The organism is Vibrio sp. HA2012 (genome assembly GCF_002812955.1).
GTDB lineage: Bacteria > Pseudomonadota > Gammaproteobacteria > Enterobacterales > Vibrionaceae > Vibrio.
This window is the reverse complement of the sequence record NZ_PFXK01000001.1, coordinates 271,530-288,291: the sequence shown is the minus strand read 5'-3', so window position 1 is coordinate 288,291 and position 16,762 is coordinate 271,530. Positions and strand designations below refer to the sequence as shown.

15 protein-coding genes are annotated in these 16,762 nt (G+C 44.5%); 12 read left to right on the top strand and 3 right to left on the bottom strand.

The window, feature by feature from the left end; translation table 11 throughout:
- The first annotated feature begins 102 nt into the window (after window positions 1-102).
- The 5 genes from CSW98_RS01275 (at window position 103) to CSW98_RS01255 (ending at window position 4,386) form a co-directional block, all read left to right on the top strand.
- Entirely contained in the window at window positions 103-789 is a 687-nt protein-coding gene (locus tag CSW98_RS01275; RefSeq protein ID WP_100798636.1) for a DUF3334 family protein, read from the top strand.
- A 171-nt stretch (window positions 790-960) separates the two neighbouring features.
- The gene (locus CSW98_RS01270; protein WP_100799137.1) at window positions 961-1,653 is read left to right on the top strand and encodes a DUF2786 domain-containing protein; all 693 of its coding nucleotides are present in this window, start codon (window positions 961-963) and stop codon (window positions 1,651-1,653) included.
- Window positions 1,654-1,666: 13 nt separating this feature from the next.
- Window positions 1,667-2,578 carry a J domain-containing protein gene (locus tag CSW98_RS01265; protein WP_100798635.1) on the top strand — a complete coding sequence of 304 codons (912 nt, stop codon included), beginning with the start codon at window positions 1,667-1,669 and terminating at the stop codon, window positions 2,576-2,578.
- Window positions 2,579-2,764: 186 nt separating this feature from the next.
- Complete coding sequence (locus CSW98_RS01260; protein WP_100798634.1) at window positions 2,765-3,127, top strand: hypothetical protein; 363 nt, start codon at window positions 2,765-2,767, stop codon at window positions 3,125-3,127.
- Between the two features lie 152 nt (window positions 3,128-3,279).
- The gene (locus CSW98_RS01255; protein ID WP_100798633.1) at window positions 3,280-4,386 is read left to right on the top strand and encodes a phosphoribosylaminoimidazolesuccinocarboxamide synthase; all 1,107 of its coding nucleotides are present in this window, start codon (window positions 3,280-3,282) and stop codon (window positions 4,384-4,386) included.
- Window positions 4,387-4,552: 166 nt separating this feature from the next.
- Here CSW98_RS01255 and CSW98_RS01250 read toward each other — a convergent pair whose 3' ends face one another.
- Complete coding sequence (locus CSW98_RS01250; RefSeq protein ID WP_232733458.1) at window positions 4,553-4,930, bottom strand: transporter; 378 nt, start codon at window positions 4,928-4,930, stop codon at window positions 4,553-4,555.
- 335 nt (window positions 4,931-5,265) lie between these two features.
- On the opposite strand from CSW98_RS01250, the gene CSW98_RS01245 reads away from it, so the two are divergent.
- The 7 genes from CSW98_RS01245 to cydC all read left to right on the top strand — a co-directional run bounded on the left by CSW98_RS01245 (window position 5,266) and on the right by cydC (window position 14,040).
- Complete coding sequence (locus CSW98_RS01245) at window positions 5,266-5,589, top strand: DUF3392 domain-containing protein (protein WP_100798631.1); 324 nt, start codon at window positions 5,266-5,268, stop codon at window positions 5,587-5,589.
- Between the two features lie 21 nt (window positions 5,590-5,610).
- Window positions 5,611-6,252, top strand: coding sequence for a SanA/YdcF family protein (locus CSW98_RS01240; RefSeq protein ID WP_232733457.1), 642 nt, complete (start codon window positions 5,611-5,613; stop codon window positions 6,250-6,252).
- Between the two features lie 172 nt (window positions 6,253-6,424).
- A complete protein-coding gene (locus tag CSW98_RS01235) occupies window positions 6,425-8,578 on the top strand; it encodes an adenosylcobalamin-dependent ribonucleoside-diphosphate reductase (RefSeq protein WP_100798629.1) in 2,154 nt (717 codons plus the stop codon).
- 30 nt (window positions 8,579-8,608) lie between these two features.
- Window positions 8,609-9,313: a TSCPD domain-containing protein gene (locus tag CSW98_RS01230; RefSeq protein WP_100798628.1), complete on the top strand. Its 705-nt coding sequence runs from the start codon at window positions 8,609-8,611 to the stop codon at window positions 9,311-9,313.
- Between the two features lie 162 nt (window positions 9,314-9,475).
- A complete protein-coding gene (trxB, locus tag CSW98_RS01225; protein ID WP_100798627.1) occupies window positions 9,476-10,438 on the top strand; it encodes a thioredoxin-disulfide reductase in 963 nt (320 codons plus the stop codon).
- Window positions 10,439-10,547: 109 nt separating this feature from the next.
- The gene (gene cydD / locus CSW98_RS01220) at window positions 10,548-12,326 is read left to right on the top strand and encodes a heme ABC transporter permease/ATP-binding protein CydD (RefSeq protein WP_100798626.1); all 1,779 of its coding nucleotides are present in this window, start codon (window positions 10,548-10,550) and stop codon (window positions 12,324-12,326) included.
- On the top strand, window positions 12,319-14,040 hold the full coding sequence (cydC, locus tag CSW98_RS01215) for a heme ABC transporter ATP-binding protein/permease CydC (RefSeq protein ID WP_100798625.1): 1,722 nt from the start codon (window positions 12,319-12,321) through the stop codon (window positions 14,038-14,040). The genes cydD and cydC overlap by 8 nt, the downstream gene beginning before the upstream one ends.
- 110 nt (window positions 14,041-14,150) lie before the next feature.
- Here the strand turns inward: cydC and serC are convergent, their stop codons facing one another.
- Entirely contained in the window at window positions 14,151-15,236 is a 1,086-nt protein-coding gene (gene serC / locus CSW98_RS01210; protein WP_100798624.1) for a 3-phosphoserine/phosphohydroxythreonine transaminase, read from the bottom strand.
- A 197-nt stretch (window positions 15,237-15,433) separates the two neighbouring features.
- Window positions 15,434-16,669: a DUF945 family protein gene (locus CSW98_RS01205; protein WP_100798623.1), complete on the bottom strand. Its 1,236-nt coding sequence runs from the start codon at window positions 16,667-16,669 to the stop codon at window positions 15,434-15,436.
- Between the last annotated feature and the right edge of the window lie 93 nt (window positions 16,670-16,762).

Here is a 16,762-nt window from a genome sequence, read left to right as displayed (position 1 = left end):
ACATTTGTCATTTGAGAAAAACAAAAATGCCCATCAAATTTAATGACCCGATGCGTGTTTTTATTCATAATGAGCGCACGTTCTTTCGTAAGTGGTAAAAAAATGAAAAAAAATCGCGTTGTCACGACTGATGATATTTTACTGAAACTCTGCCAGTCTGTTTCTTCTGTACTAACAGAAGCAACCGGCTCAAGAACAACTTATTCCGCCATGGTGCAAAAAATCAATAAAACTTGTCTACGCCCGGACTTCGGCTGTTTTGTTCTGTTTGACGGCGGCTTTTCCGGACTGGTTGTTATCAATTTTACATCTCAGGCTGCTCTGGAAGTTTATTCCAATTACATGCGCAACATGGGAATGCCTGAAGAAGAACTGGCTATCCTTCATACTTCAGATGAAGTTGGCGATGTTCTGGGAGAGTTAATGAACCAGCTGGTTGGAGACTTTACCAATAAAATCCGTAAAGATTTAAAAACTAATATCACCCAAAACCAGCCCAAAATGTTAGCAATCACCAAACAGGTTCAGCTTTCGGTAGATACCAATCTGGATCGACCTCAAGCTCGCCGTGTCACTTTCTCTACAGAGAAAAATAATATTTTCTATCTAGAGCTGGCGATGGATAAAACAGAATTTATCCAGTTGGAAGATTTTGACATCGAAGAAGATGAAAGCCCGGACGCGATTCTTGAAGCCGAACGCATGAAACTTGCCGCTACTGAAGCCATGAAAGAAGATGCTATCTCCATGAGTGCAGCGGACAGTCTGCTGGATGAACTGGGCATTTAACCACACAGACACTCACCCCCTAAAGCTGCTTATTGGCAGCTTTTTTTATTTATATATCAATAAATTAAAAAACAAAAACCACTGTACACCTTGAGCTTACTCGTGGATAACGGTAAAATGGCTGACTTTTCTCACCCCAGTGAAGAAATCTGAAAGTCAGTAATTATGTCGATAGATAAACAAAAAGCCCTGAAAAAAATTGCCAAGTGCCTGGAACTCGGTAATTCAGCAAATGTGAACGAAGCCGCTCAGGCGATCAGGATGGCTCACAGGCTGATGCTTAAATATGGTCTGGACAAAGATGATATTGAGTTTATCAAAATGGGTAAAACCAAATCGACACACTTGCTGCCTGCGCACATCAGCTCTACCCTATTAAGAGTTATACGTGGAATCAACACAAAGTTTGGGGTTGAGGCCGTGTTGGTCAATCATAAGGGACTGAAGCGGGCAGAATTTATCGGTGAAGCAGACCGGGCGATTTTTGCTGCTTTTGCATTCGATATTATCTACAGAGAAATGAATGAGCATACCGGACAGTTCCGGAACAGCTTTGCCGGTTCAGGAACCAGCAGTGCTGAAGTTACCCGCAGAGTAAATTCATTCGTCTCCGGCTGGGTCGAAGGTGCACTGGAAAAGCTACCGGAAATTGCACCAGACGATGACTCCAATAACAAAATCAATAACTATATTGACCGTGAATTCAAAAACATCGACAGGGAAACCTTCAAGAAACAATTAAAAGAAGCGATGAAAAACCTGACCGCAGACTATGAAGTCGGCCTGAAAAAAGGACGAAAGATATCGGTAAACCGCCCTATAGATGGGTCTCAGCCTTCAAAAAGGCTGAAACAAAAAACCTGACAGAGCCAGTATCATGAACGATCCTCGTTTTCACTTTTCTCGCCCGATAGTAATACTGTTATCCGTCATGATACTTTTTGTTTCTCTGCCTACCCGATCTGAACCTTTAGATAAAGTACAAAATAAGGCAGAAAATGGAGACATTCAGGCGCAACTTGAACTCGCTCATGCTTATCAAAAAGACGGGCTGAAAAAAAATACCCAGCAAATACTCTATTGGTATACCCGGGCTGCCGCCACTGGCAATAATCAGGCTCAATATGAACTGGGACTGTGGTTTGAAAAGCAACAACCGACACCGGATCTGATTCAGGCGTCCGTTTGGTATCAGATAGCTGCAGAGCATCACTACCCTCAGGCGGAAGAGGCCTATTCCCGCGTTCTGGAACTGCAATTTAACCAACGCAGAGCCAGACAAATTTCAGCAATTCAACAGCTTGATCTCGCTTCTGATGACAGCCACATTCCACAGCCAATATCTCCCCCGCCTGAGCAGTATAATGCTATCCGGACAGACATCATCATCATTGTAACCGTACTACTGTTTGCCTTGCTGTACACCGTAGTAAAAAGATCACGCCGCCAGAAGGAAAGTCAGCACATTTACAAACTGAAATCGGATACCGCCCGCCTGACACGACAACTTCATCAACTCAGCAAAAAACATAACCTCCAGCAGAAACAAATGGTAAAAATGCATACTCAGTTACAGAAAGAGCAGCAACAGGGCAAAGAGTCCAGACTGAATACTGCTTGTGCCGTACTGGGCTATTCTCCGGATAATCTTCCGGACGACAACACCTTAAAACTTAGGTACAAAAAACTTTGCCGGATTTATCACCCTGATGCCGGTGGTAGCAGCAGTGAGATGCAACGTCTTAATGCGGCAGTAAAACTGATCTCTAAATACAAAAAAAACAGCTGACTTTCATCAGAGAAGCTGTTTTCCCCTTAGCATCGTCTGTTGGTACCATTTTGTACTACAGAACTTTTCCCTTCACTGTTCCACTTCCTGAATAAAACTGCTGTTATTTTCAGCAAAAAAAGCTTGCATATCTGTCCAAAACAACATACTGTTAATTCATACAGTATGTATATAAGGACAGTTAATATGCTTCAGGTAAACACAACAAACGGCTTTTCTTCATCTGTTTCGCTTTTGTCGGATCGTTTAGCGCTGCTATCTCATAAAAAACAATGGGTTCTATTCACTTCTGAATGCCCGAGACCTTCCTATGAAGAGCTGTCACGTTATCATATTAACTGTAACAACATCATCCAGATCAAACACTCCTCCAGCCTTTCAGAAGAAGAGATTGTGATTAAAGCCATCAAGGCCGGTACTGCCAGTGCTATTATTGCCAGTGACCAGCTTTCTGCCAGCAGCCGGCACGTCATTGAACAGATAGCCAGACAACATCATTGTGAAGTCTTTTTTGTTGCCCGGAATACTTGTTCACGAACATACCATTAATTAATCAAGTTAAGTAACCTCAGGATCACCAGTTGACGGGAAAGTTTTTACGTGCGGCAAACGCCAGAGCAAACGTTTGCCTTTTTATCTGGAGACTTTACAAAGTTCTGGTATGATGCGCCCGTTAGCGTATGAAGAGAAGGAATCCTGAAATGAGCCTCGCCGACCAAGTTCTTGCCGTAAATGATGATCTTCCAATCCGTACAGATAAACCTGTACATAGCGGGAAGGTGCGTTCCGTTTACTGGCTGACCGCAGAAGACAGTCAACGACTGATCAAAGAAAAAGGCTACAATGTTGCCCCTGATGCTCCTCTGGCGATTATGGTCATCAGTGACCGGATTTCTGCCTTTGACTGTATCTGGCATGGTGAAAACGGCCTCAAAGGTGTACCGGGTAAAGGTGCCGCACTGAATGCAATCTCCAACCACTGGTTTAAACTATTTCAGGAAAATGGTCTGGCTGACAGTCATATCCTTGATATTCCCCACCCTTTTATCTGGATTGTACAAAAAGCTAAGCCAGTCATGATTGAAGCTATCTGCCGCAAATATATTACCGGCTCTATGTGGCGCTCCTATGCAAAAGGTGAACGTGAATTTTGTGGTATCCACCTTCCTGAAGGTCTCGAAAAAGATAAATCACTGCCGGAACTGCTTATCACACCATCGACAAAAGGCATTCTGAAAGGCATTCCCGGCGTTCCTGAAGCGGATGATGTCAATATCTCCCGCCAAAGTATAGAAGACAACTTTGCAGCATTTAATTTCAATAAAGCGGAAGATATTTCCCTGTATGAAAAACTTCTGAAAGAAGGCTTTCAGGTGATCAGTGATGCGCTGGGTAAAGTTGACCAAATCTTTGTCGATACCAAATTCGAGTTCGGTTATGTAACCGATGCAAAAGGTGTTGAAAAATTAATCTATATGGATGAAGTCGGTACTCCTGATTCTTCCCGTATCTGGGATGCGAAAGAATACCAGACCGGTAATATCGTAGAGAACTCAAAAGAAGGCTTCCGCCAGTTTCTGCTAAATCATTTCCCTGATCCGGATATTCTGCTGAATAAAGAGCGAATGAACGAGCGCATGAGACTGGCTCGTGATAATGCACTCCCGGCATCTGAAATCCGCAAAATTTCTGATGTCTATCTGGGCATTGCCGAAAAGATCACCGGTAAGAAAATTGCTTTGAGCGAGAATCCTAAACAAGAGATTATTGATATCTTACGCGACAACTATGATCTGATTGTTGAGTAAATTGTATATTGTGATCTATCAATAATTATTTTAGTTAATAAAATATTGTCTTAACTGACCACGAAAACGATTAACCCAAAGGTTCATTCCTGATGAACCTTTTTTATTTATATTTACAAAATAAACAATAAAGTAAATACTCAAAAATAAGTATCCGCTGATATATTTACAAATAAATAGTAAATTCATCCTGCGCAGATTGATGTATATGTGTGCGTGTTCTGGCAGAAATGAAGTTCAGTTGCTGGCTGTCCAGATCGTAAGGCATCATTAAAGTCAATTCATCTATCCCCTCAGCCTTAGCCAGTTCCAGTAAGCGGATAAGGTTATGTACATCACTGTCCTGAGTCGATAACTCATTCATCGCATGCTGCCATAATCTCTCTTCTGGAATCACATCTTCCTGAACTTTTTTATTCAGGATGGTTCCAAATATAGGAACTACAGAACTGAATACTTCAAGGAACGTCCATTTTTTACAACTCGACGCCCCAAGAAATGTTGTGTAATCAAATACAGCAGAAATAGTTTGTTGTTTTTCCATTATGCCCCCCGACATACTGGCAACGACATAATACTACTATCGCCCAAGCTTTAATTTCTGGCAAGAGAATATATTCGAAAAATCTTTCTATTTATTAAAAATAAGATTAAATAGAATATAAATACTATTTTTTAACACAATTTATACACTTCTTTATTGTTAAGTATCACTTATGTACGCAAAACACGGCATATCAAATATTCTGACTGTTTTTATTTCGAGAAAATTAAACACGCAAGAAACATGTGAGCAACAATAAAATAACACACTAACTTCCCTATTTTTCTTTTTTTTTGTTAATATCAATAACAGGCAAAATGAATGAGTAATCAACGATGTTAGAGATTATGGCTCCCGCTGGCAGATATATCCTTCCCTACACCGGTGAAATTTCTACCGCACTGGTCGCTTGTCTGCTGGTTATGTTTGGTGGAGAAATTAACCGGTTAATGCGAAAACTGCTGGCGGGTTATCACTTTATTATCCGTACGGCTGCTTTTATATTGCTGAATGCTTTTGGTTATGGATTGGCTATTGTAAAAGCCACTCCTTATCTGTCACATACTTTACGTACCACTGAGCCGGGTACGATGTTTGCAGCCATCATAGTATGCTTTATTGTAATTGGCATGTGGGCTCAAAAAAACCGCCATGTATAGGGTGAACCTTAACAGATGAAAATGTCGCTAACGTCATATCGGACTCTGATATTAATACTTGCTGTTGCTTTATTTGCAGCCGGTATTACGTTGATTGACCGTTCTGTCAGTTGGCAGACAGAAGGACAGATTTTTCATCAGATCAATGATCTTCCGGATTTCAATGTAGCTCTTGTACTGGGAACCAGTAAGTATCTGGGGAAAACCCTGAACGACTACTATGCGCATCGTATTGAAGCAGCCATTGGCCTGTACAAAAAAGGAAAAGTCAGCGCATTTTTGCTCAGTGGCGACAATGCACATCGCTCTTATAATGAGCCATGGACAATGAAACGCGATCTACTAAAAGCCGATATACCGGAGAAAGCCATCCATCTTGACTATGCCGGATTCAGAACGCTGGATTCGATTATCCGGGCCAGAGAAATATTTGAAGCGGATGAATTCATTATCATCACACAACAATTTCACTGTGAACGGGCGCTATTTATCGCTAATCATTTTCATATCAGCGCTGTATGCCTTGCCGTTCCCGGTCCTCTTCAGTATTCAGGCCGAATGATCCGGGCCAGAGAAACACTGGCAAGAGTCAAGGCTATGCTCGATCTCTATATCTTTCATACTCAACCTAAATTTCTCGGCCCCAAAGAACCCATTAAATAATATAGAATCAGGGCTCCTTAACAGGCCAGCTCTGCAGGTAAAACTGACCTCGGTAAGTGCATCAACAAGTATAAACAAAGCTTGAATAATGTGCATTTCAGTGTTTTGATTATATAGCTCAACTGGCGGAAAACCATACGATACCGCAGCTAATATAAGGAAAAATCCTGACATGGCAAATAGTTACCATTCCAAAAACACCATTGACTCTTCAACTGCCGACATCAAATATCAGCCGACTTCACTGGATATCTGGGATAAAAAGTACCGACTCAAAACAAAGCAGGGAGTCCCTATCGACCAGGATCTGGATGGCACTTTTCAGCGTATAGCCACAGCACTCTCCACACTGGAAACTAAAAGTCAGCAAAAATGGTATGAAGCGTTCCTTTGGGCGCTGCGGAACGGTGCTATCCCTGCAGGGCGTATCGTTTCTAATGCCGGTGCCTTTGAGCATAAACCCGCCACATCAACGATCAATTGTACTGTATCCGGCACCATTCATGATTCCATGGACGATATATTGAATAAGGTGCATGAAGCAGGACTGACGCTGAAAGCCGGTTGTGGGATTGGGTATGACTTTTCCACCCTCCGCCCTCGCGGAGCCTTCGTCTCGGGAGCTGGAGCCTATACATCCGGCCCGCTTTCCTTTATGGATATTTATGACAAAATGTGCTTTACCGTCTCTTCAGCCGGAGGAAGACGCGGTGCTCAGATGGGAACGATGGACATCCGTCATCCGGATATACTCGAGTTTATCAAGGCAAAACGGGAAGATGGACGACTGAGGCAATTTAATCTCTCATTACTGATTACCGAAGATTTTATCCATGCCGTCAAACACGATCAGGACTGGCAGCTTATCTTCCCTATTACTGCAAAGGAAGCCAGACAGGATGGTATTGATCTGAACAAAGATCCTACGATTACCTGGACTGACTGGCCAATAAGAGAAGAACTGGCAGAAGACAGTCAGGGACGCGTAGCCTGTAAGATCTATCGCACACTACCAGCCCGTAACCTGTGGAACATGATAATGGCTTCCACCTATGACTATGCCGAACCGGGATTTATTCTTATTGATAAAGTCAATCAGATGAACAATAACTGGTTCTGCGAAGAAATTCGGGCAACCAACCCATGTGGTGAACAGCCATTGCCACCTTATGGTGCCTGCCTGCTGGGGTCAGTTAATCTGACAAAATTTGTACGCAATCCGTTTACTGAGCAGGCATTTTTTGACTGGGATACCTATCAGAAAGTCGTCACTATTTTTACCCGCATGCTGGACAATGTTGTTGAAATCAATCAGTTACCACTAGAAAAACAAAGAGCTGAAATTGAAAGTAAACGCCGTCACGGTATGGGTTTTCTCGGTCTGGGATCAACCCTCACCATGTTAAGAAAAAAATACGGCAGTGACGAATCGATCGCGTTCACCGATCGGGTCTCTCGGGAGATGGCCATGGCAGGCTGGAGAGAAGGTCTCGCCCTGGCAAAAGAGAAAGCCCCTGCCCCAATCATGGAACAAGATTATGAAATCACACCGAGATTGATGCGCCTCCGTCCGGAAATGGCCGATGACGGCATAAAGATTGGCGATAGCGTGAAAGGAAAAATACTACACGCCCGATACAGTCGTTATATGCAACAACTAGCTTCAATTGAGCCCGAACTGGTTGAACAGATTGCAAAACACGGATGTCGTTTTACCCACCATACATCGATTGCCCCAACAGGCACCATATCCTTGTCACTGGCCAATAATGCCAGTAACGGTATCGAACCGAGCTTTGCTCATCATTACTCCCGCAACCTTATCGTCGAAGGTAAAAAATCGAAACAAAGTGTGGATGTATTCAGTTTCGAACTGCTTGCCTACCGGGAATTGGTCAATGCTAAGGCAATGCCGTATACAGAAAAAGAAAATGAAAAGCTGCCTGAATACTTTATTGCAGCCGATGATGTTACCCCATCTCAACATGTTGCGGTTCAGGCTGCAGCCCAGCGCTGGATTGACTCATCCATATCCAAAACAGCGAATGTACCAACCGATTTCTCGTTTGAATCCTTTAAAGATATCTATATGGAAGCGTATGACAAAGGTCTGAAAGGTTGTACTACCTTCCGCTTTAATCCGGAAGTCTTTCAGGGTGTTCTGATCCGGGAGCAGGATCTGGAAAATACAACCTATGTATTTACGCTGGAAGACGGCAGTCTTTTGGAAGCAAAAGGTAACGAAGAGATTGAATACGATGGAGAAACCCATACCGCAGCCAATCTTTATGACGCACTAAAAGAAGGCTACTACGGTAAATATTAAGTCTGGAATAAACCTGTTCGAGAATTCACTATGGTTAAGAAAATAGATAAAAAAATCATTGGCTTCAATATAAAATCCGATGAAGAAAAGCAGAATCAGGAAGCCCAGCCTGAAATACAGCAAATGCACGAAACCATCGTCCGCCCGGAAAAACTGATGGGGTCGACATATAAGCTAAAAACTCCGGAACACGTATCTGAGCATTCTCTGTTCATCACTATCAACGACGTAATCCTCAACAAAGGCACGGAACACGAAATACGTCGCCCCTTTGAGGTGTTTATCAACTCCAAAAGCCTTGAACACTATCAGTGGATAGTTGCACTGACACGAATCATGTCCGCCGTTTTTCGTAAAGGCGGAGACTGTACATTTTTGGTTGAAGAACTCCGTTCTGTATTCGATCCTCGCGGAGGATACTGGAACAAAGGGAAATATGTACCTTCTTTGATCGCTGAAATCGGCAATGTCATCGAGCAACACTTGCTGGAAATAGGCTTACTGGATAAACCCGAAATGGATGAACACCGCAAGGCTTTTCTGGAATCCAAAAAAGAAGAACTGACCCGAATTGAGGCAGAATCGGTTCCGGAAGCAGCAGAAGCAGAGAATCCGGATGATAGCAGCAGTTTTCCGGAAAATGCCACCCTTTGTTATAAATGTCATGCCAAAGCAGTCGTTATCATTGATAACTGCCAAACCTGCCTGAATTGCGGCGAGTCAAAGTGCGGTTAAACTGTATTATTTAATGTCGTCGCTACTTTTCTACCCTGTACAGATCCTTTTTCTCATCGGGATCTGTACAGTTAGGAATATCTTAAGCCTTGCATCTATTAGTTTTTATCCCCACATTAGTTTTATAATCAAAAAATAAAATCAGCCATGGAGTCATCACGAATGAGTGAAGTAAAGCACTATAGTCTTCTTATCCTGGGATCTGGCCCAGCCGGATACACGGCGGCAGTCTACGCTGCCCGAGCTAACCTAAATCCGGTCATCATAACCGGGATGCAGCAAGGTGGTCAGCTTACTACCACAACGGAAATTGAAAACTGGCCCGGTGGCAATGAAGAGCTGACCGGACCAGCATTGATGGAGCAGATGAAAGCTCACGCCGAACGCTTTAACACAGAGATAGTTTTTGACCAGATAACCCAAACGGATTTGAATGTTCGCCCTTTCCGTTTAACCGGTGAAAGTGCAACATATACCTGTGATGCTCTGATCATCGCTACGGGAGCATCAGCAAAATATCTGGGACTTGAATCTGAAGAAGCGTTTAAAGGCCGGGGGGTTTCCGCCTGTGCTACCTGTGACGGTTTCTTTTATCGCAATCAGAAAGTTGCCGTGATCGGGGGGGGCAATACGGCCGTAGAAGAAGCCCTGTATCTGTCCAATATCGCATCTGAGGTTCATCTAATACACCGCCGTCAGGGCTTCCGCTCAGAAAAAATTCTGCTGCAACGCCTGCAGGATAAAGTTGAAAGCGGCAATATTATCCTGCATACGGATCGAATACTGGATGAGGTTCTCGGCGATGATATGGGCGTCACAGGTGTCCGCTTAAAAGATACCCAGTCTGAGGTTACTGAAGAGCTGGATGTTATGGGGGTTTTTGTTGCCATTGGCCATCAACCAAACACAGCCATTTTTGCCGATCAGTTGGAAATGCATAACGGCTATCTCGTTGTGCAATCGGGATTAAACGGCAATGCGACTCAAACCAGTATAAAAGGTGTGTTTGCTGCCGGTGATGTAATGGATCATAACTACCGTCAGGCTATTACTTCTGCGGGTACAGGCTGTATGGCAGCACTGGATGCAGAAAAGTATCTGGACGAACTGGCTGATAATCAATAAGCCATGAACCGGCAAGGATACAAGGTCGTTTGCTTTGTATCCTTATTCTGCTATCGCCGGATCCCATCACTACTTTCACTTCCATATTATAAATATAAAGCCTTCTATAATGGATAAGATCAGACAAAAACAGCTCAACAAATGGTTAACACAACAAAGCCAATTAGCCCGGCGCTGGTTGATAGCAAATATTACACTTGGCGTAATGTCCAGCCTGTTATTGCTGGGACAAGCCGCTTTATTAGCTGACATTCTGCATCAGCTTATTATTGAACAAAATGATAAAATGGCACTTATCCCTCACTTTATTGGGCTGGCTGCCACAGTACTGAGTCGTTCGGTATGCTCCTGGGGGCGGGAAGTGACAGGGTTTCGGTGCGGTGAACAGGTTCGTATCTACATCCGTAGTTTAATCCTGGATAAACTCAGAACTCTGGGACCTGCTTATATTAAAGGAAAACCTGCCGGGGTATGGGCGACATTATTACTGGAACAGGTTGAAGAAATGCAGGACTTTTTTTCCCGCTACCTACCACAGATGACTCTTGCGGGAGCAGTGCCCCTGCTAATCCTACTCGTTGTCTTTCCAGTAAACTGGGCTGCCGGGCTGATATTTTTGCTGACCGCACCTTTGATTCCTATCTTTATGGCTTTCGTCGGCATAAAAGCCGCAGAAGCAAACCAGAAAAACTTCAAAGCCCTGCAACGGTTGTCCGGACATTTTTACGACCGGTTACAATCAATGACCACTATTCGTCTGTTTAACCGGGCTGATGCAGAAACAGAAGTGCTCAGAGGCGCTTCCGAGATATTTCGCCTGCGTACGATGGATGTGCTAAAAGTAGCTTTTCTTTCTTCTGCCGTACTGGAATTTTTCACCTCAATATCAATAGCCCTGACGGCAGTTTATTTCGGTTTCAGTTATATTGGCGAACTGGATTTCGGGCACTACTCAACACCGGTCAGTTTATTCTCCGGATTGTTTATTCTGATCCTGGCTCCGGAGTTCTACCAACCCCTGCGAGATCTGGGAACCTTTTACCATGCAAAAGCCCAAGCTGTTGGTGCAGCCGAAAGTATTGTACAGTTTCTGGAAACCGATGTTTCTGCGATGCAAGGGGGTGACCAATCACTGCCGAATCCGGCTTCTATCCAAATAGAAGCCGACAAACTTATCGTTCTGACCCCAGAAGGAAAAACACTGATTGGGCCGGTTTCTTTTACCCTGAATCCAGGCAAAACCAGCGCTCTGGTTGGTCCCAGCGGAGCGGGAAAAACAACATTACTTAATGCTCTACTTGGATTTCTACCCTATCAGGGCAGCCTGAAAATAAATGGTACTGAACTGAATCAGTGTAACCTGAGTGAGTGGCGAAAACAGGTTAGCTGGGTAGGTCAAAACCCTCTCCTGCTGCATGGCAGTATCAGAGAAAACATCACTCTGGGTAAAAACACAATCTCCGATACCCTTCTGTCTGAGGTTATTGACGATTCGTATTCTGCTGAATTTATCCGCCAGCATGGTCTGGATTATCAAGTCAGTGACCGCTCCGGCGGTCTATCTGTCGGACAAGCACAAAGGCTGGCACTAGCAAGAGCCATGCTGCAGCAGGGACACTTCTGGCTGCTGGATGAACCCACCGCCAGCCTGGATGCCAGAAGTGAAAAACTGGTAATGCAAGGGATCAAAAATAACATTCAGGGTAAAACCACACTCATGGTCACCCATCAGCTTGAACACCTGAGAACCGTTGACCATATTCTGGTTATGCAGGCCGGAACGATTACCGAGTCCGGCACCTATTCAGAACTGGCCTCATCTGCCGGGCTTTTTGCTGAAATGCTCAAAGTCCGCAGCCAGAATAATAGAGGAGATCTTGATGCGTGAGTTAATCCCCTTTCTGAAGCTGTATAGACAACACTGGTTCAGCTTGTCTCTGGGAGTATTACTGGCATTTGCTACGCTGTTTGCTTCTGTCGGTCTGCTGACCTTATCCGGGTGGTTTATTTCCGCTGCCGCAGTGGCCGGCATGTCGATTGCCCGTGAGGCCTTCAATTATATGCTCCCGGGCGGAGGGGTACGCGGATTTGCCATCTGGCGGACTGCAGGACGCTGGGGAGACAGAGTTGTCAGTCACAATGCCACATTCAAACTGCTCACAGAGCTGCGGGTGTTTTTTTTCCGCAAGCTGACCCCACTGATTCCGGGGCGCTTATCCAATATCAGGGACGGTGACCTGCTCAACCGCCTGGTTGCTGATGTCGATGCTATGGATCACGTCTACCTGCGTCTGTTCAGCCCTATGCTCGTCGGGGCATTGGGTATTATCACTCTGACAGTGTTTCTCTGCTTTTTTGACCTGACAATCGGCCTGACCCTCGGTATGATCCTGAGTAGTATGCTGCTAATCTGGCCAATACTCTTCTACCGGTTAGGCAAACACAATGGCCAGGCACAGACACACCATACCTCGGCATTGCGTGTATCAACACTAGACTGGCTGGAAGGACACAGTGAGCTGGTATTGTTCGGTGCTGAAAGCCACTATCTGGATACCATTCTGAAAACACAGAAAAAACTACTGTCTAACCAATATGTTAATGCCCATCTAACAGGAATTGCCAGTGCTTTACTGATGCTATGCAATGGCTGGGCTCTCACGCTGGTAATATGGCTGGCAGCCGATGGCGTCGGCGGAAATCCGCCAGATCCGCTAATCGCTATGCTTGCTTTCGCTACTATGGCCAGTTTTGAACTCCTGATGCCTGTCGCCGGTGCATTTCAGCATCTTGGCCAGACACTCACTTCTGCCCGCCGTCTGAATGAGATTACTCATAGTAAAGCGGATGTCTGCTTTCCAGACGCCGGTGAACTCAACTCAGAGCAGTATGATATTGTCTTCAATAATGTTTCATTCCATTACACGGATGATCAACCTCCGGCACTGAATTCGGTTAATTTATCTCTCGGCTCAGGCAAAAAAATGGCGATACTCGGTCAGACCGGCTCAGGAAAATCAACACTGATTCAGTTGCTGTGCCGCTACCGAGATGTAACTGGAGGTTCGATTTCTCTAGCTGGTACACCACTGACAAAGATAAGTGAGAAAACTCTGCGAGAAACGATGTCTGTCGTTAGTCAGAGGGTGGACATCCTCAACGGTTCTCTGCGGGAAAATCTGCTAATGGCCAAACCCACAGCAACAGATACAGAACTGGAACAGATACTGCTCAGGGTCGGACTGCATACATTGCTTGAAGATAAGCGCTTGGACTGCTGGCTGGGTGATGGAGGCAGGCAACTTTCCGGAGGAGAAAAACGCCGCATAGGCATCGCAAGAGCATTATTACACGATGCTCCGATACTTTTGCTTGATGAACCGACAGAAGGACTGGATAAGCAAACTGAACAGCAAATCATGACCCTGCTTAATGCGCATTTTGCCGGAAAAACAGTTATCTTCATCACCCACCGGCTGGTCAATCTGGAGACTATGGATTATATCTGTCTGATGGAAGCTGGGAAGATTGCAGAATCAGGTACCCATCAGCAACTGATGCATACCAGAGGACGTTACTATCAATTGCACCAGACCCTATAGTAGCAGCCACCGGAAAATCTTTGAGCCGCATGAAGTTGGTAATAAAAAAGGCGGGATTTCTTCCCGCCTTTTTACCTCAACCTGAATAATACACAGGCGTTACTCTGCTGTCAGGCTGCGTATTCGGCTTCAAATTTCTTCATAAAGTCAACGAGTGCGGCCACACCTTCCAGAGGCATAGCATTGTAGATAGAAGCCCGCATCCCCCCTACGACCCGATGCCCTTTCAAAGCCACCAGCCCTTGCTCTTTCGCCAGCTCCAGGAACTTAGCATCCAGTTCAGGCTTTTCCAACTGGAACGGTACGTTCATGATAGAACGGTTATCCGGATGAATACCATTCTTATAAAATGAAGACTGATCAATATAGTTGTAAAGCAAAGCCGCTTTTTCGCGGTTGATCTTCTCCATCGCCGCTACGCCACCAATACTTTTCAGCCATTTAAACACCAGACCGGACAGGTACCACGCAAAAGTAGGCGGTGTATTAAACATTGAGTCTTTTTCCGCCAGTACCTTGTAATCCAACACGCTAGGAAGAACGTCTTTTGCCAGCCCCAGCATATCGTCACGTACAATAGCAATACAGATACCGGCAGGGCCGATGTTCTTCTGTGCACCGGCATAGATAACCGCATATTTTGAAACATCGATTGCACGGGAAAGAATCGTAGAAGACATATCCGCTACGATAGGTTTATCGGTAACCGGCAGATCATTGATTTCAATACCGTCAATCGTTTCGTTCGGACAAAAATGCACATACGCAGCTTTATCTGCGATCTGCCACTGATCAGCAGAAAGAATAGCAATTTTGCCGTCTTTTTCCGTTTTAGCGACAAAAACATCCGGTTCACAATATTTTTTGGCTTCATCGATAGCACTTTCTGCCCAGTATCCGCCATCAATATACGTTGCAGTTTCTGCATCTCCCAACAGGTTCAAAGGTACAGCTGCAAACTGAGCACGAGCTCCGCCCTGGCAAAAAAGCACTTTGTAGTTATCCGGAATATTCAGTAAATCACGCAGATCCTGCTCCGCCTCTTCTGCCACCTGAATAAATTCTTTACTACGGTGACTGATTTCCATAACGGACGTGCCCAACCCATTCCAGTTAACCAGCTCTGACTGTGCCTGCTCCATCACCGGTTTTGGTAATGCTGCCGGTCCTGCACTGAAATTATAAATCGTATCCATGGTGGCGATTGCTCCTGCTAATTATGATAAAGACATTGGAACTATTGACCTTTCAGCCCGTACCAGCCGGAGAAAAAGAAAGGTAAACAGGATCTAAAGTAATACCACGTTTTCAGGTACAGAAAAAGTATAAAAAAGAGGCCCGAAGGCCTCCTGAGGTAAAAAAACAGATTTTTCGGCACTATCAGCAGCCAGATCTAAAGGAATACGGGTAAGAGCAAAGAAAATAAAGGTACTTTTGCTCCGCCTTCAAATTCAACATTACCCTGCTTAATCTCAGCATTGATTTGAATCCCCTTCTCTGTCTCTTTCGCCATTTCCATCATAATCAACTCATCCAGTCCCGGTTTGAAATACGGATATCTGACCAGCATTTCACCAGAAATAAAAGTGCTCAGATTACCTTCCAAAACAGGAAGTATTTTACTCATATCAGCAGTGATATTCGCCACACCTTCTGGTAGTGTCAGTCTCCACCTGGTATCGAACAATCCACCATCACCGACAGAAATCTGCATGTCATTCACTGCAAAATAAAATCCTTTGTTGAAAAAGGCATCTGCAGATGCACTCAGAGAGGCAGGGTCATCTTCGTTCTGTTCCGTCAGTGCCTGCATCGTTTTAATATCCAGATCCCCCCAGGTAAAATCAATCAGAGCCTTATCCACATGTTCACCCGCGGTAATAAACTGACTGCCCTGTAGGATATGCCTTGAATCAATTCGCTCATTCTGCTTATTTTTTTGCGATCGGATCTGGTAACTAATGTCACTCCCCTGAAATAATGCAACGTTATCCGCTCCGGTCAGCGTAATATTTTTCAGCATAAACTGATGCGATCCTAATAAGAACCCGTCTTCCTTTATTCCATCTCCGGAACCTTTAATTTCATGGATCTGCAATGCCTCACCATTAACAAACCCCAAATTAACTGACGGTACATCCAGTATGAAATCTACCTGTCCCGATACCGAAACATGTCCTTTCATTTCTGAAGAAGCAACCTCAATCAGGCTACCATCATCATTCGTATGGTTAATTGTGTCGACAAACAGAGTAAACTCTGTATTACCATTTAGCTGCGTTGTGGTATGTAGCACTGCAGGAATATCAGCATCACTTACAGGTACAGTTTCAGTGTTAATACTAAACAGGCTATGTCGTATCTTATGTTTAAGACTTATTTCCGTTGGCAAACCATCCTGCTCAAGTCGCTGTTTTGTTACAGGATCACTAATAGCATAATGCGTCACTGCAACAGAAGACAGATAGCCCCGCTTATAGCTGATCAGCTCAGCAGAATACCCTTGCATCTGCATATCCTGAATGCCATTGTGCACCAGTTTCTGACCTATTTGTCCTACGGCCAGAGGCCAGCATGCGGCCAGTGCGATCGCACCGCCTACCATTGCTATTTTTTTTAATTGCTGCATATATTTCTTACTACCTAACCCATCGAAATGAACGAACCTTAGCGGCCAAAGTCTATAGGAACTGCAGGTAAGATAATACAGATAAGGGCGAAA